16 protein-coding genes are annotated in these 24,188 nt (G+C 59.9%); 2 read left to right on the top strand and 14 right to left on the bottom strand.

Annotation, left to right across the window (positions count from 1 at the left end):
* Window positions 1-52: 52 nt before the first annotated feature.
* Window positions 53-1,342: an MFS transporter gene (locus tag DTA24_RS07000; protein ID WP_032733525.1), complete on the top strand. Its 1,290-nt coding sequence runs from the start codon at window positions 53-55 to the stop codon at window positions 1,340-1,342.
* 69 nt (window positions 1,343-1,411) lie between these two features.
* On the opposite strand, the gene guaA is transcribed toward DTA24_RS07000, so the two are convergent.
* Both guaA and guaB read right to left on the bottom strand, forming a co-directional pair.
* Window positions 1,412-2,989, bottom strand: coding sequence for a glutamine-hydrolyzing GMP synthase (gene guaA / locus DTA24_RS06995; protein WP_008803811.1), 1,578 nt, complete (start codon window positions 2,987-2,989; stop codon window positions 1,412-1,414).
* Window positions 2,990-3,056: 67 nt separating this feature from the next.
* The gene (guaB, locus tag DTA24_RS06990) at window positions 3,057-4,523 is read right to left on the bottom strand and encodes an IMP dehydrogenase (RefSeq protein ID WP_004151980.1); all 1,467 of its coding nucleotides are present in this window, start codon (window positions 4,521-4,523) and stop codon (window positions 3,057-3,059) included.
* Window positions 4,524-4,681: 158 nt separating this feature from the next.
* Between guaB and xseA the strand changes: the two genes are divergently transcribed.
* A complete protein-coding gene (gene xseA, locus DTA24_RS06985) occupies window positions 4,682-6,073 on the top strand; it encodes an exodeoxyribonuclease VII large subunit (RefSeq protein ID WP_016161631.1) in 1,392 nt (463 codons plus the stop codon).
* Here the strand turns inward: xseA and DTA24_RS06980 are convergent.
* From DTA24_RS06980 to DTA24_RS06925, 12 genes are all read right to left on the bottom strand, one after another.
* Complete coding sequence (locus tag DTA24_RS06980; RefSeq protein WP_004201901.1) at window positions 6,057-6,275, bottom strand: zinc ribbon domain-containing protein; 219 nt, start codon at window positions 6,273-6,275, stop codon at window positions 6,057-6,059. The two genes, xseA and DTA24_RS06980, sit on opposite strands and share 17 nt — an antisense overlap.
* Before the next feature lie 49 nt (window positions 6,276-6,324).
* A complete protein-coding gene (locus tag DTA24_RS06975) occupies window positions 6,325-7,404 on the bottom strand; it encodes a Gfo/Idh/MocA family oxidoreductase (protein WP_123836611.1) in 1,080 nt (359 codons plus the stop codon).
* 117 nt (window positions 7,405-7,521) lie between these two features.
* Window positions 7,522-9,000 (bottom strand): ribosome biogenesis GTPase Der, encoded by a 1,479-nt coding sequence (gene der / locus DTA24_RS06970; protein WP_008803808.1) that lies wholly within the window; start codon window positions 8,998-9,000, stop codon window positions 7,522-7,524.
* 113 nt (window positions 9,001-9,113) lie between these two features.
* Window positions 9,114-10,292 carry an outer membrane protein assembly factor BamB gene (bamB, locus tag DTA24_RS06965; protein WP_008803807.1) on the bottom strand — a complete coding sequence of 393 codons (1,179 nt, stop codon included), beginning with the start codon at window positions 10,290-10,292 and terminating at the stop codon, window positions 9,114-9,116.
* Between the two features lie 10 nt (window positions 10,293-10,302).
* Entirely contained in the window at window positions 10,303-10,923 is a 621-nt protein-coding gene (locus tag DTA24_RS06960; protein ID WP_004201892.1) for a YfgM family protein, read from the bottom strand.
* Window positions 10,924-10,957: 34 nt separating this feature from the next.
* Window positions 10,958-12,232 (bottom strand): histidine--tRNA ligase, encoded by a 1,275-nt coding sequence (hisS, locus tag DTA24_RS06955; RefSeq protein WP_012540880.1) that lies wholly within the window; start codon window positions 12,230-12,232, stop codon window positions 10,958-10,960.
* 91 nt (window positions 12,233-12,323) lie between these two features.
* Window positions 12,324-13,445, bottom strand: coding sequence for a flavodoxin-dependent (E)-4-hydroxy-3-methylbut-2-enyl-diphosphate synthase (gene ispG / locus DTA24_RS06950; protein WP_008803805.1), 1,122 nt, complete (start codon window positions 13,443-13,445; stop codon window positions 12,324-12,326).
* Window positions 13,446-13,471: 26 nt separating this feature from the next.
* On the bottom strand, window positions 13,472-14,464 hold the full coding sequence (gene rodZ, locus DTA24_RS06945; protein WP_008803804.1) for a cytoskeleton protein RodZ: 993 nt from the start codon (window positions 14,462-14,464) through the stop codon (window positions 13,472-13,474).
* Window positions 14,465-14,740: 276 nt separating this feature from the next.
* Complete coding sequence (locus DTA24_RS06940; protein WP_008803802.1) at window positions 14,741-15,907, bottom strand: bifunctional tRNA (adenosine(37)-C2)-methyltransferase TrmG/ribosomal RNA large subunit methyltransferase RlmN; 1,167 nt, start codon at window positions 15,905-15,907, stop codon at window positions 14,741-14,743.
* A gap of 291 nt (window positions 15,908-16,198) precedes the next feature.
* The gene (gene ndk, locus DTA24_RS06935) at window positions 16,199-16,630 is read right to left on the bottom strand and encodes a nucleoside-diphosphate kinase (protein WP_123836610.1); all 432 of its coding nucleotides are present in this window, start codon (window positions 16,628-16,630) and stop codon (window positions 16,199-16,201) included.
* A 160-nt stretch (window positions 16,631-16,790) separates the two neighbouring features.
* Window positions 16,791-19,115: a peptidoglycan glycosyltransferase PbpC gene (pbpC, locus tag DTA24_RS06930; RefSeq protein WP_123836609.1), complete on the bottom strand. Its 2,325-nt coding sequence runs from the start codon at window positions 19,113-19,115 to the stop codon at window positions 16,791-16,793.
* A complete protein-coding gene (locus DTA24_RS06925) occupies window positions 19,116-24,065 on the bottom strand; it encodes an alpha-2-macroglobulin family protein (protein ID WP_123836608.1) in 4,950 nt (1,649 codons plus the stop codon). It abuts the gene before it with no gap.
* Window positions 24,066-24,188 lie beyond the last annotated feature (123 nt).

Below are 24,188 nucleotides of genomic sequence, written 5' to 3'. Positions count from 1 at the left end.
ACAATAGCCTGCCGGGTATGCTCAGGACAACTGCCTTAACGGAATGAAAACCATGGAAACACGCGCTATTCCCCGACGGCTCGCCTTCACCGCGGGCGGTCAGCAACTGATCAACTGGGGGATCTCTTTTTATATGCCCGGCACCTTTGCCCACGCCATCGAAGCCGACAAGGGATGGACATCACCGCAGATCTATCTCGGCCTGACGCTTGCGATGCTGATGATGGCCGCTGTTTCTCCGTTCGTTGCCAGGCTGCTGGCTCGCTTTGGCGGAAGGCTGGTGGTCACCAGCGGAACCTTACTGATAGCCGCCAGCTGCGCCATGATGGCCTGGCGCCCTTCGCTGGCCGGCTGGTACGGCGCCTGGCTGCTGACCGGCATCGGCATGCGGCTTTCGCTGTATGATGCGCTGTTCGCCGCAGTGGTGAATCTGTACGGTCAGCAGGCGCGGAAAACTATCTCTCATATCACTCTCGCTGGCGGTCTGGCCTCTGCCCTCTTCTGGCCGCTGGGCGAGGCGTTATTAACCATCATGCCCTGGCAGAATGCCTTGCGGATCTATGCGCTGTTTGGCCTGCTGAGCGCATGGCTGAGTTATCAACTGCCTCGCCAGCGGCTCAGTTCACCGGCGAAATCACCAGCCTCGCAAGCGACAGCAGAGGGCGACCGGCGTAACGGGGCGCGTTACGCGATCTTCATTGCGCTGATCACCTTCATCTCTAACGGCACCTCCACCCATCTGCCGGAGTTTATCAGCCACTTTGGTCTGCCGGTTGCCGTCGGTATGCTGTGGGGATTCGGCCAGACCGGCGCCCGGCTGGGGGAAGTCCTGGCCGGTCCCCGGGTCACCCCACTCACGCTGACGCGTTTTACCGCGCTCGCCATGCCGCTCTGTTTTCTCCTTGGATTGAGCAGCACGGCTTATGCCGGGTTCGCAGCCGGGTTTGTGCTGGGGTATGGCGCGATTAATGGGCTGGTGACGATTGTCAAAGCGACGCTACCGCTGGCGCTGTTTAGCGCAGAAAGCTATGCCAGCCGCACCGGTATCCTGCTGATCCCCGCGCAACTGATGGCGGCTGCCTCCCCCTTTGCCTACGCATGGCTGAACCACCGGCTGGGCATTATCGGCGGAATGTGGGTGTCCACCGGGTTAACGCTGATCGTTGCCGGACTGGCGCTGGCGATGGTGCGCGGGGCGGGCACGGTACAGCCGGGTAAACTTTCCGCGCTCCGCACGGCGGCGGCAAAAAATGGGCCAGCTGAACATCTGCCGGAACCGCAAACGGGGAATTCACAGGGAAACCTCACCCTGCCAGATAACCTTCTGGGACGACGGGATTGAAGGGATGTCTAAAATAAAAAACCCTCTGTAAAAACAGAGGGTTTCGTTTCATTCAGCTAACGACGGGGATCATTCCCACTCAATCGTTGCTGGCGGCTTACCGCTGATGTCATACACCACGCGGGAGATACCGTTCACTTCATTGATGATACGGTTAGAGACGCGGCCGAGGAAATCATACGGCAGGTGCGCCCAGTGCGCGGTCATAAAGTCGATAGTTTCCACTGCACGCAGGGAAACGACCCAGTCGTATTTACGCCCATCGCCCATCACGCCGACGGAACGAACCGGCAGGAATACGGTAAACGCCTGACTCACTTTGTTGTACAGGTCAGCTTTGTGCAGCTCTTCGATGAAGATAGCGTCCGCACGACGCAGCAGGTCGCAGTACTCTTTCTTCACTTCGCCCAGCACGCGCACGCCGAGGCCCGGGCCCGGGAACGGGTGACGGTAGAGCATATCGTACGGCAGGCCCAGTTCCAGACCGATCTTACGCACTTCGTCTTTGAACAGCTCACGCAGCGGCTCAACCAGCCCCATCTTCATCTCTTTCGGCAGGCCGCCCACGTTGTGGTGAGATTTGATGACGTGCGCTTTACCGGTAGCGGAAGCGGCAGATTCGATAACGTCAGGGTAGATGGTACCCTGCGCCAGCCATTTGACGTCGTCCAGCTTCAGCGCTTCTTCGTCGAACACTTCCACGAAGACGCGGCCGATGATTTTACGTTTCGCTTCCGGATCGTTCTCGCCTTTCAGCGCGTCGAGGAAGCGCTGCTCGCCTTCGACGTGAACAATGTTCAGGCCAAAGTGGTCGCCAAACATGTCCATCACCTGCTGCGCTTCATTCAGACGCAGGAGGCCGTTATCCACGAATACGCAGGTCAGGTTTTTGCCGATGGCGCGGTGCAGCAGCATCGCGGTCACGGAGGAGTCCACGCCGCCGGAGAGGCCGAGGATCACTTTGTCATCGCCAACCTGCTGGCGGATACGCTCGACGGCGTCGTCGATGATTTTCGCCGGGGTCCACAGGGCTTCGCACTGGCAGATGTCGCGCACGAAGCGCTCCAGCATACGCATCCCCTGACGGGTGTGGGTCACTTCCGGGTGGAACTGCACGCCGTAGAAGCGTTTTTCTTCGTTGGCCATAATGGCGAACGGGCAGTTGTCGGTGCTGGCGACGGTGACGAAGTCAGACGGGATGGCGGTGACCTTGTCGCCGTGGCTCATCCACACGTCCAGCAGCGGTTTACCGTCTGCGGTCAGGGAGTCTTCGATACCGCGCACCAGCGCGCTGTCGTTAACCACTTCAACCTGCGCGTAGCCAAACTCACGCTCGTTAGAACCTTCCACATGGCCGCCCAGTTGCATCGCCATGGTCTGCATGCCGTAGCAGACGCCAAATACCGGCACGCCGGCTTCAAACACATACTGCGGCGCGCGCGGGCTGTTCTCTTCGGTAGTACTTTCCGGGCCGCCGGAAAGAATGATGCCGCTTGGATTGAATTCGCGGATCTGTGCTTCCGTGACATCCCACGCCCACAGCTCACAGTAGACGCCCAGCTCACGCACGCGACGCGCCACCAGCTGAGTATACTGAGAGCCGAAGTCGAGGATGAGAATGCGATGTTTATGAATGTTTTCCGTCATTGACGCTAATTCCGAGGCAAGTGAAACAGAGTAAATAAATCGCCCGACGCTAGGTCGGGCGAAGAAATCAGGAGCCCAGACGGTAGTTCGGGGACTCTTTGGTGATGGTCACGTCGTGAACGTGGCTTTCCTGAATGCCCGCACCGCTGATGCGTACGAATTCAGCTTTGGTACGCAGCAGGTCAATGGTACCACAGCCGGTCAGACCCATACAGGAACGCAGACCGCCCATCTGCTGGTGAATGATTTCTTTCAGGCGACCTTTATAGGCCACGCGGCCTTCGATACCTTCCGGCACCAGTTTGTCAGCGGCGTTATCGCTCTGGAAGTAGCGGTCAGAGGAGCCTTTAGACATCGCGCCAAGAGAGCCCATGCCGCGGTAAGATTTGTAAGAACGGCCCTGGTAGAGTTCGATTTCACCCGGGGATTCTTCGGTACCCGCCAGCATAGAGCCGACCATCACCGCGGCCGCGCCGGCAGCGATGGCTTTGGCGATATCGCCGGAGAAACGGATACCGCCGTCAGCGATAACCGGAATACCGGTCCCTTCCAGTGCTTCCACCGCGTCGGAAACGGCGGTGATCTGCGGCACGCCCACACCGGTGACGATACGGGTCGTACAGATGGAGCCCGGGCCGATACCCACTTTCACCGCGCTGCAACCGGCTTCCGCCAGCGCGCGCGCGCCTGCACCGGTGGCCACGTTGCCGCCGATGATCTGCAGGTCCGGGTATTTCGCGCGGGTTTCACGAATGCGCTGCAGGACGCCTTCAGAATGACCGTGCGAGGAGTCGATCAGCAGAACGTCAACGCCCGCGGCTACCAGCGCGTCTACGCGCTCTTCGTTGCCGGCACCAGCGCCGACCGCCGCGCCTACGCGCAGACGTCCCTGCTCATCTTTACAGGCATTCGGTTTACGTTCTGCTTTCTGGAAATCTTTAACGGTGATCATGCCGCGCAGGTGGAAGCTCTCATCCACGACCAGCGCCTTCTCAACGCGTTTTTCATGCATCTTAGCGAAGACCACCTCGCGGCTTTCGCCTTCACGTACGGTAACCAGGCGCTCTTTCGGGGTCATATAGACGCTGACCGGCTGGTTCAAATCGGTGACGAAACGCACGTCGCGGCCAGTGATGATACCGACCAGCTCGTTCTCTTCGGTAACCACCGGGTAGCCGGCGAAGCCGTTACGCTCGGTCAGCTCTTTCACTTCACGCAGGGTGGTGGTTGGCAGAACGGTCTGCGGGTCGGTGACCACGCCGGACTCATGTTTCTTCACGCGACGAACTTCTTCCGCCTGGCGCTCGATGGACATGTTTTTGTGAATAAAGCCGATGCCGCCTTCCTGTGCCAGGGCAATAGCCAGACGCGCTTCCGTTACGGTATCCATGGCTGCGGAGAGCATAGGAATATTCAGACGAATGGTTTTCGTCAGCTGAGTGCTGAGATCGGCAGTATTCGGCAGAACGGTAGAATGAGCGGGAACGAGGAGGACGTCGTCAAACGTCAGGGCTTCTTTAGCGATACGTAGCATGGGCAATATCTCGACCAGGGTGGATAAATATTGCCGTGGCATTATACAGAGCGTAACCGATTGCATCTACCCTTTTTTGCAAATAATACTTGCCATCCCCTCTGAGCGCGTTACTATCGACTGAATAACCTGCTGATTTAAAGTTTGATCTTGCTCACATGTTACCCTCTCAATCCCCCGCAATTTTTACCGTAAGCCGCCTCAATCAGACGGTGCGTCTGCTGCTTGAGCGCGAAATGGGCCAGGTTTGGATCAGCGGCGAGATCTCTAACTTCAGCCAGCCCTCCTCTGGCCACTGGTACTTCACCTTAAAAGACGATAACGCCCAGGTGCGCTGCGCGATGTTCCGCAACAGCAACCGCCGGGTGACGTTTCGCCCACAGCACGGGCAGCAGGTGCTGGTTCGCGCCAACATCACCCTGTATGAGCCGCGCGGCGACTACCAGATTATCGTCGAAAGCATGCAGCCCGCCGGCGAAGGGTTATTACAGCAGAAGTATGAGCAGCTCAAAGCGCAGTTAACGGCGGAAGGACTGTTCGAGCAAAAACATAAGCAGGCGCTCCCCTCACCCGCCCACTGCGTCGGCGTCATCACCTCGAAAACCGGTGCGGCGCTGCACGATATTCTCCATGTTCTCAGGCGCCGCGATCCCGGGCTGCCGGTGATCATCTACCCAACCGCGGTCCAGGGTGACGACGCCCCCGGGCAGATTGTGCGCGCCATCGCGCTGGCCAACGCGCGCCAGGAGTGTGACGTACTGATTGTCGGACGCGGCGGCGGTTCGCTGGAGGATCTGTGGAGTTTTAACGATGAACGGGTGGCACGGGCTATTTTCGCCAGCCAGATCCCTATCGTTAGCGCCGTCGGCCATGAAACCGACGTCACGATCGCCGATTTTGTTGCCGACCTGCGAGCACCGACTCCCTCAGCCGCCGCGGAGATCGTCAGCCGCAATCAGCAGGAGCTGCTGCGCCAGCTGCAGTCCGGACAGCAGCGTCTGGAGATGGCGATGGACTATTTCCTCGCCAGTCGCCAGCGCCGTTTTACCCAGCTGTTCCATCGCCTGCAGCAACAGCATCCGCAGCTGCGCCTGGCCCGCCAGCAGACCGCCCTGGAACGCCTGCGCCAGCGGATGCGTATCGCCGTGGAATCGCAGCTTAAGCGCGCCGAACAGCGGCAAAAGCGCACCGTTCAACGTCTGGATCACTACAACCCGCAGCCACGGATCCACCGGGCGCAATCGCGGATCCAGCAGCTGGAATACCGGCTGGCGGAAAATATGCGTGGCCGCCTCAGCGAGCGGCGTGAACGGTTTGGCAACGCGGTGACCCATCTGGAGGCGGTGAGTCCCTTAGCCACTCTGGCGCGCGGCTACAGCGTCACCTCGGTGAGCGACGGTACGGTGCTGAAACAGACGAAACAGGTCAAAACCGGCGATCTGCTCACCACCCGCCTGAAAGACGGCTGGATCGAAAGCGAAGTGAAGCAGATCGCGCCGGTGAAAAAAACGCGGGCCAGAAAGCCTTCACCCGCTAAACCAGCGGAATAAATTCCACCCGTTTTTTCGAGATCAGGCCATGCCCATGCTGGCAAAAGTAATCCACCGCGCCGCACGCCTTGAGCACCTCCAGCGGCTGGTGGCATTCCGGGCAGCGGGCCTCGAGGGCAAATACCCTTTCGCACTGGGCGCAATGCGCGCTGCTGCCTTTGACATCTAACGGCGCGTGGCACAGAGGGCAATCAAGTTCCATAACCATTCCTTTCAATGTTTATCTGCACCTATTTTATCATGTTCCGGCTTCAATGAGGGCCGCGTAATTGCTGCTGCAACCTAAGCAGCCATTCCACTTCCTCAAGCCGACGTCGCGTCAACCCGGCCACGCTGTCGGGCGCCCGGATAAACAGATTATCCGCGCCGAGGATCTGCTCATCGAGGCAGTGCGAATAGATCGTCCCGGGGCGGGTCCAGCGCTGGATCCGCTCGCCGTCGTGCAGCGTCACCACTTCGCCCTCAGGGCAGCGGTCGAGGATGAGGATTCGCCCGTCCCGCAGCCCTATCCGCATTCCCTTTTGCCCGCCTGCGGGGCCCGCGTATTTGTTTAGCCAGATATTGAGCGGGATAGTGCCCAGGGTTCCCTGCAGATGCGCCTCCCCCTCTGCGGTGACCGTATCCCCAGGGGCAATGCCATGGCCGAGGCGGTCTTTCGCCACCCGAAGGGAAAGGCTCAGCGCCGTATCGCTTCCGCTGGCGTGCAGGGTTTCGCGGAGCATCGCCAGGACATGGGTGCCGATATCAAGGATCACCCCATCAGGGTGACGCAGCTGCCGGGTATCCAGCTCCCCGGTGGCAAAATTGAGCGCGACCGGCTCTCCGGCAGCGTTAAAGCCGCTTGGCTCCTGTAAATGGCCTTCGAGCCAGACGATATCCTGCGCTGACAGGTGCGGCGGCGGCTGGCGGCTGGCCTCCCCTTCCGCCCGCCACCGTGGGCCAGGAGCGTTCAGCGCAACGCCTCGCGCCATCCAGTGGTCAAGAGCCAGCACCCGCGCGGCCTGCTCAGGCGGCGCCAGCAGCGCCCGCAGCCGGGCGGCCTGCTCAAGGTTGGCCACGATCGGCTTTTCCACCACGATGCGGGAAATGCCGCTGGCTAACGCTCTCTCCAGCACGGGCAGATGCTGAAGTGATGAGGTGGTAATGAAGAGCGTATCCAGAGGTTCGGCCAGCAGTGCCGACAGCGAACTACAGCGCTGGATCCCCGGCAGCGCTCTGCTGCAGTCCAGGTCATAGCCCTGGCAGCGGTCGATGATGTTTCCCAGGCGACGCAGCGCCGGTAAATAAGCGGTTTCCACCACCGCGCCGAGGCCGATAAAACCAATCTGCATAGTAAGTCCACCTTTGAGCCGCTCTGTTCCCCGCGAAGTATCGCGGGATTATGGCGGAAGGTTTTGACATTTACCGGCATGGCGGCCACAAAAAACCCGCCGAAGCGGGTTTGATGATTATTTGCTTTTCTTGATGTGCTTGATCAGGCGCTTACGTTTACGCATCTGGTTCGGCGTCAGGGTGTTGCGCTTGTTGGCGAACGGGTTTTCCCCTTCCTTGAACTGGATCCGGATTGGCGTACCCATCACGTCCAGGGATTTACGGAAGTAGTTCATCAGGTAGCGCTTGTAGGAATCCGGCAGATCCTTCACCTGGTTACCGTGGATTACCACGATAGGCGGGTTGTAGCCCCCGGCGTGGGCATATTTCAGCTTCACGCGACGGCCACGCACCAGCGGTGGCTGATGATCTTCCGCCGCCATGTTCATGATCCGGGTCAGCATCGCGGTGCTTACGCGGCGGGTGGCGCTGTCATAGGCTTCGCGTACCGATTCAAACAGGTTGCCGACGCCGCTGCCGTGCAGGGCGGAGATGAAGTGCACCCGGGCAAAGTCGATAAAGCCCAGACGATAGTCGAGGGTCTCCTTCACCTGCTCCTTCACTTCCTGACTCAGGCCATCCCACTTGTTAACAACGATCACCAGCGAACGACCGCTGTTGAGAATAAAGCCCAGCAGCGAGAGGTCCTGATCGGAGATCCCTTCGCGAGCATCGATCACCAGCAGCACGACGTTGGCGTCTTCAATCGCCTGCAGCGTTTTGATCACCGAGAACTTTTCCACGACGTCGGTGATTTTCCCGCGCTTACGTACCCCGGCGGTATCGATGAGCACATATTCACGCTCGTCACGCTGCATCGGGATGTAAATACTGTCGCGGGTGGTGCCCGGCATATCGTAAACCACCACGCGATCTTCACCGAGGATGCGGTTGGTGAGGGTTGATTTACCGACGTTAGGGCGTCCAACAATCGCCAGCTTGATCGGCAGATCCTGCGGATTGAAGTCGTCCTCCGGCTCTTCTTCCGCTTCACCATTCTGCTCGGCTTCGAATTTTGCCCAGTATTCGGCGTCTTCATCCACCTCTTCCTGCGGGCTGATCTCATCCACCCATGGCAGCAGGGCCTGCTCCAGCAGGCTGGTCACGCCGCGGCCGTGCGAAGCAGCGATAGGATAGATATCACCCAGGCCTAAGGACCAGAAGTCCGCCATCGCCTGGTCGACATCGATGCCGTCGGTTTTATTGGCCACCAGGAAGGTGGGCTTTTCACGAGAGCGCAGATGTTTAGCGATGGCGATGTCCGCCGGCATCAGGCCTGCGCGCGCATCGACCATAAACAGCACCACATCGGCCTCTTCGATAGCCAACAGCGACTGCTCCGCCATCCGGGTTTCCACGCCCTCTTCCGTACCATCAATACCACCGGTATCGATACAGATGAATTCGCGGCCTTCGACTTCGGCCCGACCGTACTTACGGTCACGAGTCAGCCCCGGGAAATCCGCAACCAGCGCATCACGAGTGCGCGTCAGGCGGTTAAAGAGCGTGGATTTTCCAACGTTAGGGCGCCCGACAAGCGCGACCACAGGTATCATGTTAAATGCCTCATACAATCACTAAGCAACATCGTCTTAACGACGTTTTTAAAAAAGTCAAAACGGCCCCTGTCTGCCAGGGGCCGTTTCTTAATCATTCACGACAGCGGTAATTAACGCGTAATCGCGTACAGCGTACCGTCTTTCGCCTGGATCAGCAGTCGACCATCTGCAACCACCGGATCGGTCAGGAAGCCGGAACTATCGACTTTCTGCTGTGCCACAAAATGGCCATCTTCCGGATTCACCCAGTGCATGTAGCCTTCGCTATCACCGACGACCAGATTGCCATTATACAACACCGGCGCGGTCAGCAAACGGTGCAGCAGATCGCTTTGCGTCCACAGGGTCACACCACCATCGGTGGTCAGTGCCAGCAGGCGATCGTTCTGGTCAACCAGGTAGATACGGTTACCATCGACGATGAAATCATTCACCGAACCCAGCTCGCGTTTCCACATAATCTGGCCGCTACGCAGGTCCAGCGCGGTCAGGTTACCGTTATAAGCCAGCGCATAAACCACACCGTTAACGATGATCGGCGTCGTGTCGACGTCATTCAGGCGGTCAATTTCCGTCGGGCCGGTGGCCGTAGAAATACGCTGCTGCCAAATCATCTGCCCCTGCTGCATCAATACTGCACTGACGCGGCCGTTGTCGCCGCCGACGATCGCCGCGCCATAAGCGGTCGCAGGCGCAGACTCGCCGCGCAGGGAGAGTGCCGGCATATCGAGGTTAACGGTCCACTTCACGGCACCATCGGTCTCATTCAACGCCTGCAGCTGGCCGTTACTGGTATGCACCAGCACCATGCCATCGCTCACCACCGGACGCGACAGCGCCTCGCCAGCAACGCGGGTTTGCCAGGCAACGGTACCATCGCTGGTATTCAGCGCATACAGCTGCGCTTTCTCACTGCCAATATAAACATGGCCGCCAGAGACGGTCACACCGCCGGAAAGCAGCGCTGGCACGCGCGAGAACCAGCCATCTTTCTCCGCCAGGTTCACAGACCACACCTCTTTGCCGTCGTCCGCGTTCAGCGCTTTGACGGTGCCTTTACGGTCAGCAGCATACACTACGCCGTCGGCGAAGGCCGGATGAAGGTTAGAGTAAAATTCGCCGATACCATCGCCAACCGAGGTGCTCCAGGACGTGGACGGCGTAAACTGGTTTTCTACCGTCGGCAGCGGTGACATTTTCACCACATCTTCTTCGCTATTAAACAGCGAACACCCGCTCAGCAAGGTAACGGAAAGCAGCCCTGGCAAAAGTAATTTACGCAATTGCATCGAGTCCCTCTCAGATGGACAAATTATTCATTTTCATACGCATCATTTCGCTGAGCGCAGGAGAAGCATCGCTTTTCACGCCAGCTTCCCACGCCGCACGGGCCCCTTGCTTATCGCCTTTGCTCAACAGAATTTCGCCGCGCAAATCGGCCACAATGGCGGTCCAGCCCTCACCTTTGATGCTGTCGAGGGTTTTCAGCGCCGCATCAGCCTGTTTCATCTGCAGCTGAACGCGGGCAAGACGCATGCTGATAACCGATTTCAGGTTATCATCAGACGCGGCCGCCAGCCCCTGCTGCAGCTGCTTTTCAGCGTTAGGCAGATCGTTCTGTTCAACAAAATGCTGTGCCAGCTCGAGGGAGGCGAAGGCGCCGTAGGTATTTTTATTGTCAGCCGCGAATTTCTCCGCCCCTGACAGTACTTCTGGCGTATTCGATTTCAGCGCGGAAGTCGCCTGTTCGTAAGCCAGAGACGCGTCTCTGGCCGTATCCTGCTGATGGGAGGTCCAGTAGCGCCAGCCAACCAGCGCGCCAATCCCTAAAATCACCCCGACCGCCAGCGCTTTGCCGTTTTCGGCAAAGAAGCGCTTCAGCGCATCGACCTGATCGTTCTCGTTGTTAAAAGTTTCCACGCAGTCCTTCTCCTGACTAATAATTCCCGGGAGATTAACCCAGAAGTGTGCGCAAATGCGCGGCAACGCTCTCCTGCGTTACGGTAGTTTGCTCACCTGAGCGTAAATCCTTCACTACCACGTTTCCGTCAGCGATCTCTGACTCACCGACCACCAGGGCGATACGGGCGCCCCACTTATCGGCGCGGGCAAACTGCTTCTTAAAGTTGCCGCCGCCGTGGTTGGTCATCAGCTTGACGCCGGGCAGCGCATCGCGAACCTGCTCAGCCAGACGCATTGCAGCAGACTGAGTATCGGTCCCGGAGGCTACCAGGTATATATCGACAACAGGATCGGCTTTAAATTCCGGATTCACTGCCTGGACCAGTAAAACAAGACGTTCCAGCCCCATAGCAAAGCCCACGCCCGGGGTGGCACGACCGCCCAGCTGCTCAACCAGGCCGTCGTAACGACCGCCGGCGCAGACGGTGCCCTGGGAACCGAGGCTGGTGGTTACCCACTCGAACACGGTACGGTTATAGTAGTCGAGGCCGCGTACCAGACGCTGGTTGACGGTGTAGCGGATCCCGGCATCGTCGAGCAGCGCGCACAGGCCGGCAAAGTGGGCTTTCGACTCTTCGTCAAGGTAGTCGCCGAGCGCCGGCGCGTCGTTCAGCAGCGCCTGCACGTCCGGGTTCTTGGAGTCCAGCACCCGCAGCGGGTTGGTGTACATCCGGCGTTTGCTGTCTTCATCCAGTTTATCGGTAAACTGCTCCAGGTAAGCGACCAGCGCGTCGCGGTAGTTGGCACGCGCTTCCAGCGAACCGATGGAGTTCAGCTCAAGGCTGACGTGATCGGAGATGCCCAGCTCACGCCACCAGCGCGCGGTCAGCATAATCAGCTCGGCATCGATGTCCGGGCCCTGCAGGCCAAACACTTCGGCGCCAATCTGATGGAACTGGCGGTAGCGACCTTTCTGCGGACGCTCGTGGCGGAACATTGGCCCGACGTACCACAGACGCTGTTCTTGATTGTACAGCAGACCATGTTCGATGCCGGCACGTACGCAGCCCGCCGTCCCTTCCGGACGCAGCGTCAGGCTGTCGCCGTTGCGGTCCTCAAAGGTGTACATCTCTTTTTCAACCACGTCGGTCACTTCGCCGATCGCGCGTTTGAATAACGGGGTCTGCTCTACAATCGGCAAACGGATTTCGCTGTAACCGTAGCTACCGAGCACCTGCTTCAGTGAGCCTTCAATGCGCTGCCAGAGAGCGGTTTCGCCCGGCAGATAATCGTTCATGCCACGGATGGCTTGAATGTTCTTTGCCACGTTTATTCTCTTTATATATACAAAAATGAACCCCGGCGCCTTGCGCCCGCAGGTTCAATCATACACGGGAAGCGTATCGCTTCCCAACACGTTATTTTGCTTCAAGCTGTTGAACGTCAATACGACGGGCTTCATCGAGCATCGAGGCTTTGGCACGAATACGCGCTTCCAGCTGGTCGATCATGTCGTCGTTGTCCAGTCGATCTTTACGCACGCCGTCTTCATAAAGGCCGCTTTTCTTGTTGCCGCCGGTCACGCCGAGGGTGGAGACCAGCGCTTCGCCCGGACCATTCACCACGCAGCCGATGATCGAAACATCCATCGGGGTGATGATATCTTCCAGACGCTGCTCCAGGGCGTTGACCGTACCGATAACGTCAAACTCCTGACGCGAGCAGGTTGGGCAGGCAATGAAGTTAATGCCGCGAGCACGAATGCGCAGGGACTTGAGGATATCGAAGCCGACCTTGATCTCTTCCACCGGATCCGCCGCCAGCGAGACGCGCAGCGTATCGCCGATCCCCTCGGATAACAGCAGGCCCAGGCCGATCGCGGACTTCACCGCGCCGCTGCGTGCCCCACCCGCTTCGGTGATCCCGAGATGCAGCGGCTGATCGATCTGTTTCGCCAGCAGGCGATAAGACTCTACCGCCAGGAAGACGTCGGAGGCTTTAACGCTGACTTTAAACTGATCGAAGTTGAGGCGATCGAGATGATCGACGTGGCGCATAGCCGATTCGAGCAGCGCCTGCGGCGTCGGCTCGCCATATTTTTCCTGCAGATCTTTTTCCAGCGAGCCGGCGTTGACGCCGATGCGGATAGGAATGTTTTTATCGCGTGCGCAGTCCACAACCGTGCGAATGCGCTCTTCGTTGCCGATGTTGCCCGGGTTGATACGCAGGCAGTCAACACCGTATTCGGCGACTTTCAGCGCGATACGGTAGTCAAAATGGATATCGGCGACCAGCGGGACGTTGACCTGCTGTTTGATCAGTTTGAACGCTTCGGCGGCATCCATCGTCGGAACAGAGACGCGGACGATGTCCGCGCCGACGCGCTCTAACGCTTTGATTTGGCTTACCGTCGCGGCCACATCGGTGGTACGCGTATTGGTCATTGACTGGACGGCGATGGGGGCCCCATCGCCAATTGGCACATTACCAACGTAAATACGTTTAGATTTTCTACGTTGAATCGGAGCCTGGTTATGCATGAAAAATCTCCCGCGTTACCCGTCTGTTACTGCGCCGGTGATTGTTCGGCATTGAGGGTCAGACGCGCAACCTGGTTAGTTCTGATAAAACGACTCAAATCGACTGGCTTGCCGAGGAACTGGATCTGTACCGCTGCCGGGGCGCCAATTTTCAGTTTATACGGCGCCTGACCGCTCAGGTTCAGGTTGCCGCCTTTACGCTGCAGGCCGCTGAACAGTTTTTTACCGGTGGCATCGCTCACTTCCAGCCAGCAGTCGGCGGAAAAGTTCATCACCAGATCCTGTGCCGACGCCGCAGGGGTCGTGACGTTCGCCTGATCGGTCGGTAACGGCGAGGCCGGCGTTGCCGGGGTCGTCGGGGCCGTTCCGGCGGTATCGACATTAGCCTGAGAAGGTGCCACGACCGCGTTATTGTCCGCTGGCGTCTGAGCCGGGGCGCTGGTGGTCGGTGTGCTGGCGGTATCGGTTGGCGCGCTGTTCGCGGCGCTATCGGTGCCTGAGTCTACCGGTGCGCTGGTATCCAGCGGCACGTTCTGGCTGTTGGCGTCACCGCCGTTCAGCTCAGCGGAAGACTGATCGGCCATGGTCGAGATCTCTTCCTGCTGCGCCTTATGGTCTTGCCACCACCAGGCACCGCTCAGGCCGATAACCACAAACAGCACCAGCCAGGTAAAGCTCATCAGCCAGCCATCGCGCTTTTTGCGACGCTTGCCTAAAGAGAAGCTCTGCATTGGCGCGACCTTTGCCGCACGGATAGGCGCTTGCTTGGCCATCATCGGCAGCAGTTCTTCTTCAGGGATATGTACGAGGCGAGCGTAGGAGCGGATGTAACCGCGCAGGAAGGTGGAGGCGAGGTCGGCAGGTGCCTTATCGTCTTCAATATCACGAACCGTGGACACCTTCAGGCATAAGCGTTCGGCCACCGCTTGCTGGCTAAGTCCGAGTTGTTCGCGGGCGTGACGCAAACGCGCGCCCGTGGTGTTTGCTTCTTGATGATCTTGAGTGGCTTCAGTATTCATTCGCTACAACTACTGGTACGTGAAATTTAAAGTTCAGCGCGGGAAAACGCCGGCGCCGCGAGACATCTGTGGTACGTCAGCCTCACAGTATAGGACTGTCAGGCGCGCGATCACAGAGACGAATCAAAATTGAATGCTAAGCGGTTGTTGTGCCGCTACATACTGCCTCAAAGTCGACAAAAACGCACCGTAATTATTAACTGAATCAGCGTATTTCGCCTGGTTATTGGTCATAAATATGACCCGCGCCGCCTGTGCTGCACGGGTCATCATTTGTCAGACCGCTTTTACGTCAATCGCTTCACCCTGCATCCGCTTACGCAGCGTGCGCTTGGTACGGTCAATAACATCGCCCGCCAGCTGGCCGCAGGCGGCATCAATATCGTCACCGCGGGTTTTACGCACGATGGTCGTAAATCCATATTCCATCAGGACCTTGGAGAAACGGTCGATGCGGCTGTTGGAGCTACGACCGTAAGGCGCCCCCGGGAAGGGGTTCCATGGGATCAGGTTGATCTTGCACGGGGTGTCTTTCAGCAGCGCCGCCAGCTCGTGGGCATGCTCGGTACCGTCGTTGACGTGATCCAGCATGACGTACTCGATGGTCACCCGGCCCTGGTTGGCGTTGGACTTCGAAATATAACCACGCACCGAGTTGAGGAAGGTCTCGATGTTGTATTTTTTGTTGATCGGGACGATTTCGTCACGAATGGTGTCGTTCGGCGCGTGCAGGGAAATCGCCAGCGCAACGTCGATCATATCGCCGAGCTTATCCAGCGCCGGCACCACGCCAGACGTCGACAGGGTGACGCGACGTTTGGAGAGACCAAAACCGAAGTCATCCAGCATGATTTCCATCGCCGGGACGACGTTGTTGAGGTTCAGCAGCGGCTCGCCCATGCCCATCATTACCACGTTGGTGATCGGACGCACGCCGGTGGTCTTCACCGCGCCGACGATTTTCGCCGCGCGCCAGACCTGGCCGATAATTTCGGACACCCGCAGGTTGCGGTTAAAGCCCTGCTGGGCGGTGGAGCAGAATTTACATTCCAGCGCGCAGCCTACCTGTGAAGAGACGCACAGGGTGGCGCGGTCTTCTTCCGGGATATAGACGGTCTCGACGCGCTGATCGCCAACGGCGATCGCCCATTTGATGGTGCCGTCGGTTGAGCGTTGCTCTTCCACCACTTCCGGGGCACGGATCTCAGCGACTTCTTTCAGTTTGCCGCGCAGGACTTTGTTGATGTCGGTCATTTCATCAAAGTCGTCGCAGCAGTAGTGATACATCCATTTCATCACCTGATCGGCGCGGAAAGGCTTCTCGCCCATGTTTTTAAAAAACTCGCGCATCTGCTGACGGTTTAAATCCAGCAGGTTGATTTTGGCATCTTTGTTCGGCACCGTCAGAGCGGCGGTATCAGGCGTGACAATTTGTTCAGACATAATGTTTTCCGGCCTCGTTATTACACGTTATGGCCCCAGGTGGGTTGAAAAAGAAACGCCCCGGAGAGCGACTGCTCGTCCAGGGGCGCTATATTCTACAAAGTCTGGCGCATGGAAGCCATGCCTGCGCGCAGTCAATGATGAAAAAATCTGTTACTGACTGCTCAATCCTCTAAGGCTTTTCGATTGTCGCAAGGCGGCAAGCAAGTGAATCCCCGGGAGCATAGATAACTATGTGACCGGGGTGAACGCGCGCAGCCAACGCCGCGACGGTCGAAAAGACGACGAGGATTAGCGAGTGCGCGGGCAAACCTCGCCTTCAGCAAAGAAGAACGCGATTTCGCGAGCAGCGGATTCTACAGAATCGGAACCATGGGTGCCGTTCTCGGTGAAGCTGTCAGAGTAGTCAGCGCGCAGGGTACCGGCCAGGGCGTTGTCCGGGTTGGTGGCGCCCAGCAGGTCACGGTGACGCTGTACCGCGTTTTCGCCTTCCAGAACGGAAACCACGATCGGGCCGGAGGTCATGAACTCAACCAGACCGTCGAAGAACGGGCGACCTTCGTGCTCAGCATAGAAACCGCGAGCCTGTTCAACGGTCAGGTGCAGCATTTTGGTGCCGACGATTTTGAACCCTGCAGCTTCAAAGCGAGAAAAGATGCTGCCAATAACGTTTTTTGCCACCGCGTTTGGTTTGATGATGGAAAAAGTACGTTCAATAGCCATGATTACCTCTAATTAAATGTTCTGTTGTTGCGCATACGATCGTATGGCCTGGCGCGCATTATAATGAGCAACGTCGGCGATGCCTACGGATGAAGGTAACATTTTGTTAAAATAAGATGAGTATTGGAAACACAAACCGCCAACAACAAATTTACCCTGGTTATTGCAGGGTGAAACTGGCGGCCGCCGTTTGCCCAGCCTCATCCATGACCACCAGCTGCCACTCGCCAGGCTTATCCAGCGTTAGCGTGGTTGTCGCACCGGTGGCGTCTAACGGCTGGCCGTTGATAAACCACCAGCGCCGCCCTTCTCCACCGCTGGTTTGCACGGGTAACATCACCCGCGCCTCGCCCGGCAGACGTTTTATTAACGCCCCTTCGCGAATACCTGACAACACCAGCGGCGCGGCATTCTGAGTTTGCAACGGTGGGCACACTTTCGATACCGGCCCCAGACGCGCGCGACGGCGCTCCCTGGCCGGCAGCCACGGTTCCAGCGGCAGCGGCCAGACATCAATAACGACTTCAGTCGCACCCGGACAATCCGCGGCCACCCTTTCCCCTGCTGCGTTGCGCCACACCGGGAAGCGGATCCCGCGCACGCCCTCCTGCCCGGGCAGCAGCAGCGTCGGTGGCTGGCTGGCATCCAGCAGCCAGCTGGCTAAGCGCCGGCGGCAGTTGCTGTCACCGGCCGGTAGATCCTGCCCGCCTGGCCAGCAAATAGCCCCGCGGCTCACCGTTTGCGGGCGCGGGTCGACCGGCAGCCCGCCGCGGCTCATCGCCTGGCGCGCCAGCAACAGATTATTGGCCTGGTTTAACAGCGGCACGGCGCTGGCGAAGCCAAACTGGCCCACCACCGGCGTACCGTCGGGCCGTCCGGTCCAGATACCTATCAGATATCGCGCATTGAGGCCGACCGCCCACGCATCGCGATAGCCATAGCTGGTACCGGTTTTCCACGCCAGCGGCACCACTTGCGGCAGTGAGGCATCGGGAACCGGTTGCGCTTCGCCGGCCAAAATGCGCCGGACAATCCACGCCGCGCCGGGTGACATCAGCGATCTTTCCACCAGCGGGTCGTCGGGCTTCAGGCGCAGCCACGCCGCCTTGCCGTGACGGGCAAAGGCGCTGTACGCCGCGACGATATCTTCCAGCCGTGCCCCGGCCCCACCGAGGATCAGCGACAGGTTCGGCTCTGCGCCAGCGGGCAGCGTCAGGGGCAGCCCGGCGTTGCGTAAATTCGCCGCGAAACGTTTGGGCCCGTAGGCTTCAAGCACCTGCACCGCCGGCAGATTCAGGGAGCGCACCAGCGCCTCGCTGACGCTCACCGGGCCATGAAATCCGCTGTCAAAATTGCCGGGACGATAATCGCTAAAGCGTCGTGGAACATCCTGTAATAACGACGCCGGATGGATCAGCCCGTCATCCATCGCCATCGCGTAGACAAAGGGTTTCAGCACCGATCCCGGCGAACGCACCGCCGAGACCATATCAATATGGCCGAAGCGGCTGTCGTCGGTGATATCCGCCGATCCCACCCAGCCGCGGACTTTCATATCCGTGTGATCGACGACAACAATCGCCAGTGAGCTGCGCGGCGGCAGGCGCGATTTCCAGTTCAGCGCCAGATCCTCAAGCTGCCGCTGGAGCCCGGCATCGAGCGTTGTCGTCACCTTTTCGTCGCGACTGGTCGCCAGCGCCCGGCGTGAAAAAAGCGGCGCCAGCTGCGGCATCTGCCGCGGGAATAGCCATACAGGTTCTTCCATCGCTTCCTGTACCGGCCGTTGCGGCCAGACGCCCTGGCTGACCATACGCGTGAGGACTTTATCGCGCGCCGCCTGGGCCCGCTGCGGCCAGCGGTCCGGGCGCAAACGACTGGGCGCCTGGGGCAGCACCGCCAGCAGCGCCGCCTCGCCGTAGCTGAGCTGAGCGGGCGGTTTGCCAAGATAAGCCCAGCTGGCCGCGCCGATCCCCTGTAAGGTGCCGCCAAACGGCGCGCGGTTCAGATAGAGGGTAAGAATGTCGTTTTTTGACAGATGCCACTCCAGCTGCAGCGCCCGCCATAGCTGGCGTAGCTTGCCGCCGAAGGTGCGCGGATGAGGGTCGAGCAGACGCGCCACCTGCATGGTGAGCGTGCTGCCGCCGGAAATGACCCGCCCGGAGGTTAAATCCTGCCAGGCGGCGCGCAGCACCGCGAAGGGATTGACCCCAGGATGTTTCCAGAACCAGCGGTCTTCATACTGGATGAGCGCCTGCAGATAGCGCGGCGACACGTCGGCGAGAGTCACCGGATAACGCCAGACGCCCTGCGCATCGGCAAAGCGCCAGAGCGGCGTGCCGTCTTCCGCCACCACCACGCGGGCAGGCGTGACGTCCTGCAGCGGCAGCGGCCACAGGCGATCGGCGGCCAGCACCGCCAGCCACAGCAGAAAAATAAACGCCGCCAGCCAGCGCCAGCGGCGTTTAACCCGAGGCAATACGCGCATTTACGGCGTCACGGTGAGCGGACCGCTGGCCGCCCCGGTCGCCCGCCACTGCGGCACATACATCGATTCCACCTGGGGCTGCGGGACCTGATAAGTACCCGGCGTCACCGCCCGCGCCAGATAAACCAGCGTCACCGGCTGGCCTTCATTGACAGCGACAGCGGCGACGAAACGGTCGTCACGGAACTCGATATGCTGAATATCCGCCTGCTGCATCTGGTTAAGGAGATTTTGCACCGCGTCGCCATTCTCCTGCAGGCTGGCGCTGCTGTTGGCCAGATTCTGGTTTTCCAGCTCCAGACCGGCAGGCAACAGATCAACCACCAGCGCGTCAGGCACATTGCGTTTGGCGGTCACCTCCAGCTTCACCAGCACCAGTTCGCCGCTGCGCAACGAGGTCAGCGATTTCTGCTGGCCGTGGGTATCGAAAATAGCGCGTTCAATCCCCAACACGTTGCCGCCCGGCTGTGGCGCGCTTTGCGGATAGCCGCTGCTGTCGAGACGCAGCCACAGCGGCTGACTGCCGGTATTACTCACCTGCAGCGTCGCCAGCCGATCGCCGTCGAGGTTACGGGTTTGCGCTTTGTCGCCGGCCAGCGGCTCAGCCTGCAGCGAGGTTTGCGCCTGCCAGTTGCCCGGCAGGTCGGCAAGCGTACGTCCGGCAAGGAACAGGGCGTTGGTTTCCTGGGTCGACAGCCAGCGCTGGCCGTAGGCCTCTTCCGACAGCGTGCTCAACAGCGTGTTTTGCACCTCCGGCAGCAGCTTGTTCTCTTCCAGCAGCGCCAGCTTCAGGGCGTCATCGCGAAGCGGGCTACCGTAATCGCCCAGCCAACGATTCTCATCCTGGCGCGGGGTGGCAACCGCCAGCTTCATGGCCTCATCGCCGCGCGGCGCATCGCCCATGGTTTTCAGCGCAATGCCGAGCTGCAGCAGCGGCAAGCCGGATCGCGCCTGGTCGTGACGGCTCCAGATTTCACGCAATGCGCCGAGCGGGGCTTTTTGCTGACGCGCCAGCACCAGCGCGGCGTATGCCTGGGCGGCAAAGCGGCTGGCCTGGGCGTCATCGCTGTAGCGCACGGTCATCAGCCCCGGCTCCTGCAGATAGCGCAGCAGGCGTTCGTTACCTTTATTAATGGCGTTGACCGGTACGCTATAGCCCTGCTCGCCCGCGCGGACGAGGAAGTCCATGGCGTAGGCGGTCAGCCAGTACTCTTCCGGCCCCTCTTTATCCCACAACGCAAAGCCGCCGTTTTCCAGTTGCATCTGCAGCAGGCGTGAGATACCAACATCGATTGCCGCGCGGCGTTTTTCATCGCTATCGCCGCTGATGCCCAGCGCTTTTAGCTGCGCCGCGCTGGTGTACAGCGACGGGAACAGGCCGCTGGCGGTCTGCTCAAGGCAGCCGTAAGGATAGGCTTTCAGCTCACGGATATAGCGCGCGAGGTTCAACGGCGGTTTCCCGCTGAGCAGCAGTTGGCCCTGCAGCGTTTGCGGGGCGAACCCCTGGCTCTGCGCCGCCGGCGCCTGCCAGCTTTCGCCGGGCTGTAGCACCGCGCCGCTGTTGACAGTCTGGGCCGGGAACGCCGGACGGACGCCGATTCTCCACTGTTTCTGCAGCGGGGCGAAGGTTTCTCCCGGCAGACTCAGGCCGCTGATAGTAGCATTGACCTGACCATCGCCGAATCCCGCCAGCGCGCTCACCGGTATAAACAGCGTGCTGCGCCCCCCCGGCGCCAGTTGCACCGGTGGCAGTTGGCCATCGGTCAAGGTCACCAGCCCGCTGGCGGTAAGATGTACCTGCAGGGTTTGCGGTTTATCGGTCAGATTGCTGAGATCCAGCGCCAGCCGTGTGGTATCGCCGCTGGCGAGGAAGCGCGGGGTGTTCAGTTCGGCGATGACCGGGGCGGCCACCACCACTTTATCTTCGCTGCTGCCGAAGTCATCCGCCGTCCACGCCTGGGCCATCACCCGCAGCTCGCCGTTAAAATCGCCAATGGGTAACGTCACCGTGCCTTCGCCCTGATCGTTCAATACCACCGGCTGCGCCTGCTGGGCGACGATCGTCACGTGGTTGACCGGCGGTTTGCCGCCGCGTTTTAACTCGTCGCCATCGCCGCCGAAGCGCAGGCTGGCCACACGTCCCTGCCCTTCGATCACCTGGCCGTAGATGTCATAGATATCTGCGCCGTAACGCTTCTGGCCAAAGAAGGCGTTCCACGGATCCGGGGTAGCGTAATCGGTGATATTCAGTACCCCGCTATCCACCGCCGAGAGCAGGACGTTGACCTGTTTCGGCGCCTCGCCCTCTTTGACGCTGGCTTTCACTTTCACCGTCAGCGGCTGGTTGGGGCGCATTTTGTCCGGGGCCTCCAGCGCCAGCGTCAGGCGGCGGTTTTCATCGCCCAGCGGCAGATGCAGCAGGCCGACCGCGCGTTTCGGCGTCGCCGAGCGGGATTTATCGCCGGGGCGAACCACCAGCGTGCTGAGGTAGAGATCGTGGCGGTTCCAGGCTTTATCCACCGGAATAGACAAATCCATCCCCTCCGCCGGGACGTCAATTTCCTGCCACCACAGAGGCCCTTCGCTGGATTCCACCATCGCGTAGCCTTTACCCGCCGCCGGGGCGGCGATGTGCAGCTTGATGGTGTCGCCCGGTTTATAACTCGGTTTATCCAGCTTCATGGTGACCCGATCAGGACGCGCCGCGCCGGTACCTTCGCTGTTATCCTGCCAGCTATAGCCGGCCCAGAAGCGCACGCTGCTGACCACGTCGTCCGGCCCTTTCACCTCCAGGCGATATGAGCCCCACTCTACCGGGAAGCTCACTTTGCCGGTTTGTCCGGCCTGCAGATCCAGCGACTCCTCGCCCTCCTGCAGATCTTTCTGATCGAACTGCGACTGCCAGCCTTCGCTATCGGACCAGTTCCAGTAGTAGTCGCGGCGCTCGCGGATCAGCCGTACCTGCAGGCCCGAGACCGCTTTTTTCTCGCCTTTGGCGTCGGCATAGACGATATCAAACGCAGCGTTACTGTTCTCATCGACCACCGGCTGCTTCACGGTGGTATCGGTGCGGTAATCGTAAACGTCCTTCAGCGTAAATTGCGGGCGGATCCCCGGCAGCGCCCCGGCGGGCCAGATCGGCTGCTGTACGGTACGGGTCACCGGACGCCCCCCGGATTCCAGCAGGCTCGCCTGCAACACCACCTGCAGCGGCGAATGGCTATCCTGCCACTGGCTTGAGGTGGTCACTTCGCCATGGCCTTTTTCGTCCAGCGTCAGCTGGACTTCATCCAGACTACGGGAGAGGTTTTCTTCCGCAATATCGCCGAACTGGAAGCCCGGCAGCGCAGCGACGGCGTCGCGCAGCGGGCGCAGGAACAGCTTGCCCTGCAGCTGGTTGCCGCTGGCCGGCGCGCCGTAGAGATAAGCGCCGCTGACGGCAAAGGTGACCTCGGCATCCGGCGCGACTGGCGCGGCCTGCGGCGTCAGGCTCAGGGCCATGCGTTCCGGCATAAAGTCTTCGACGTGGAAGTCCCACTCGCGCGGCTGGTTATCGCCGGTGCTGGCGCGAATGTGCCACATGCCGGTAGCCGCGCCGCTGTCAAGCGGATAAGTGAACTGGTACAGACCATTCACCGGTTTGCTCATCACCGAACGGATCACCTGGCCGTCCGGCTGAACCACCTCCAGCTTCACCGGCTGCTCCGCCAGCGGCTTGCCGTCGCTATCGCGCAACAGCGCATTGAGGATCACCGTTTCGCCCGGCCGATAGAGATCGCGCGGGCCAAACATAAAGAACTGTTTGCTAAAGCCGGGCGCCCCTGCGATAGAGAATTCCGCCAGATCCAGCGCCGGCAACTTGAGATCGAGCAGCGTCGTCTGCCCCTCTTTACGCGCCAGCAGCAGCGCGGCTTCTTTATCGGTTTGCAGAGTAACGTGGCCCTGGCTGTCGCTTTTCGCCTCCGCCAGGGTCTGCCCTTTGGCGTTGAGCAGCTGGACGTCGATACCAGACTGGGCGGCGCCGTTTTCCAGGCTCTGGGTAAAGACGTCCAGCCGGTTGTGGTAGCGATGCGCCGAGACGCCGATATCGCTGAGGGTAAACAGCGTCGCCGCGTTGCTGTAGCTATAATGGCCCGCCGGGTTCATCACCGCCACGTAGACGCCCGGCTGCTGGAGCGGCTTGATATCGTTCAGCGGCAGCAGCAGCTTTTCGCGGGTATTGCGTGCCGGGTTGAGATCGAAGCGGCCGGTATAGACCAGATCCGCCATCTTCAGCAGCTCATCAGACTCCCAGTTGCTTAACGAGTTGCGGTATTCCCACTGGCTGACAAACGCGGAGAGTGATTCCGGCTTAATACGGAAGAAGTTAACGTCGACATTATCAACGTTCAGCGCCATCACCGGCAGCCCGGCGACCACGTTGCCCGGCAGCAGCGAGCCGCGGCTGGCGAAACCAACGCTCGGTGCGATATCGCGGGTGGTCAGGGTCTTCTCGAACGGTTTGTCGAGCGTGGCCTTGTTCAGGGCGGTCAGCGTCGGGTCGACCGAGACAATCAGCTCGCGCTTTGGCTCAAGGTGACGCAGACGCAGCTCTTTCAGATTCGGCGCCAGCTCCCAGGCACCGTCCACCTTACCGCTTTTCTTGTCGACCAGATGCACGCTGCGGGAGAAATCCTGGTCCGGCTGCAGCGGCACGGAAAACGTCAGCACCAGGGTCGCGGCGCCATCCAGTTGCACCTCCGAGGCGTCGAGCAGCGTCAGCGCTTTGCCCTGGCTTTTTTCCGCCAGCGCCGCCAGCTGGGCGCGGTCCGGTTTTGCCGTCGCGCCTGGGTTGCTATCCGCAGCTGGCGCCGGGGCCGTGGCCTGCGGCGTACCGCTGTCATCACACCCGGTTAATGAAAATGCGGTAAGGAGCGCCAGTGACAGCGCCGCTAAACGAAATGGTTTCATCCTTCTAACCCCTCGGCCGGTGGGCCTGATGCAAATTATCACTTTTTATTATGCGTTAAGGCGGCACTTCTCAACAGTGATGACGCGGGTTTCTGCCGATTAATCAGAAAAGTGCCGTGACGT

Origin of the sequence: Klebsiella sp. P1CD1, assembly GCF_003790505.1 — a bacterium.
Lineage (GTDB): Bacteria > Pseudomonadota > Gammaproteobacteria > Enterobacterales > Enterobacteriaceae > Klebsiella > Klebsiella variicola.
The sequence above is the reverse complement of the archived record's forward strand: the minus strand, read 5'-3'. Positions and strand labels throughout refer to the sequence as shown.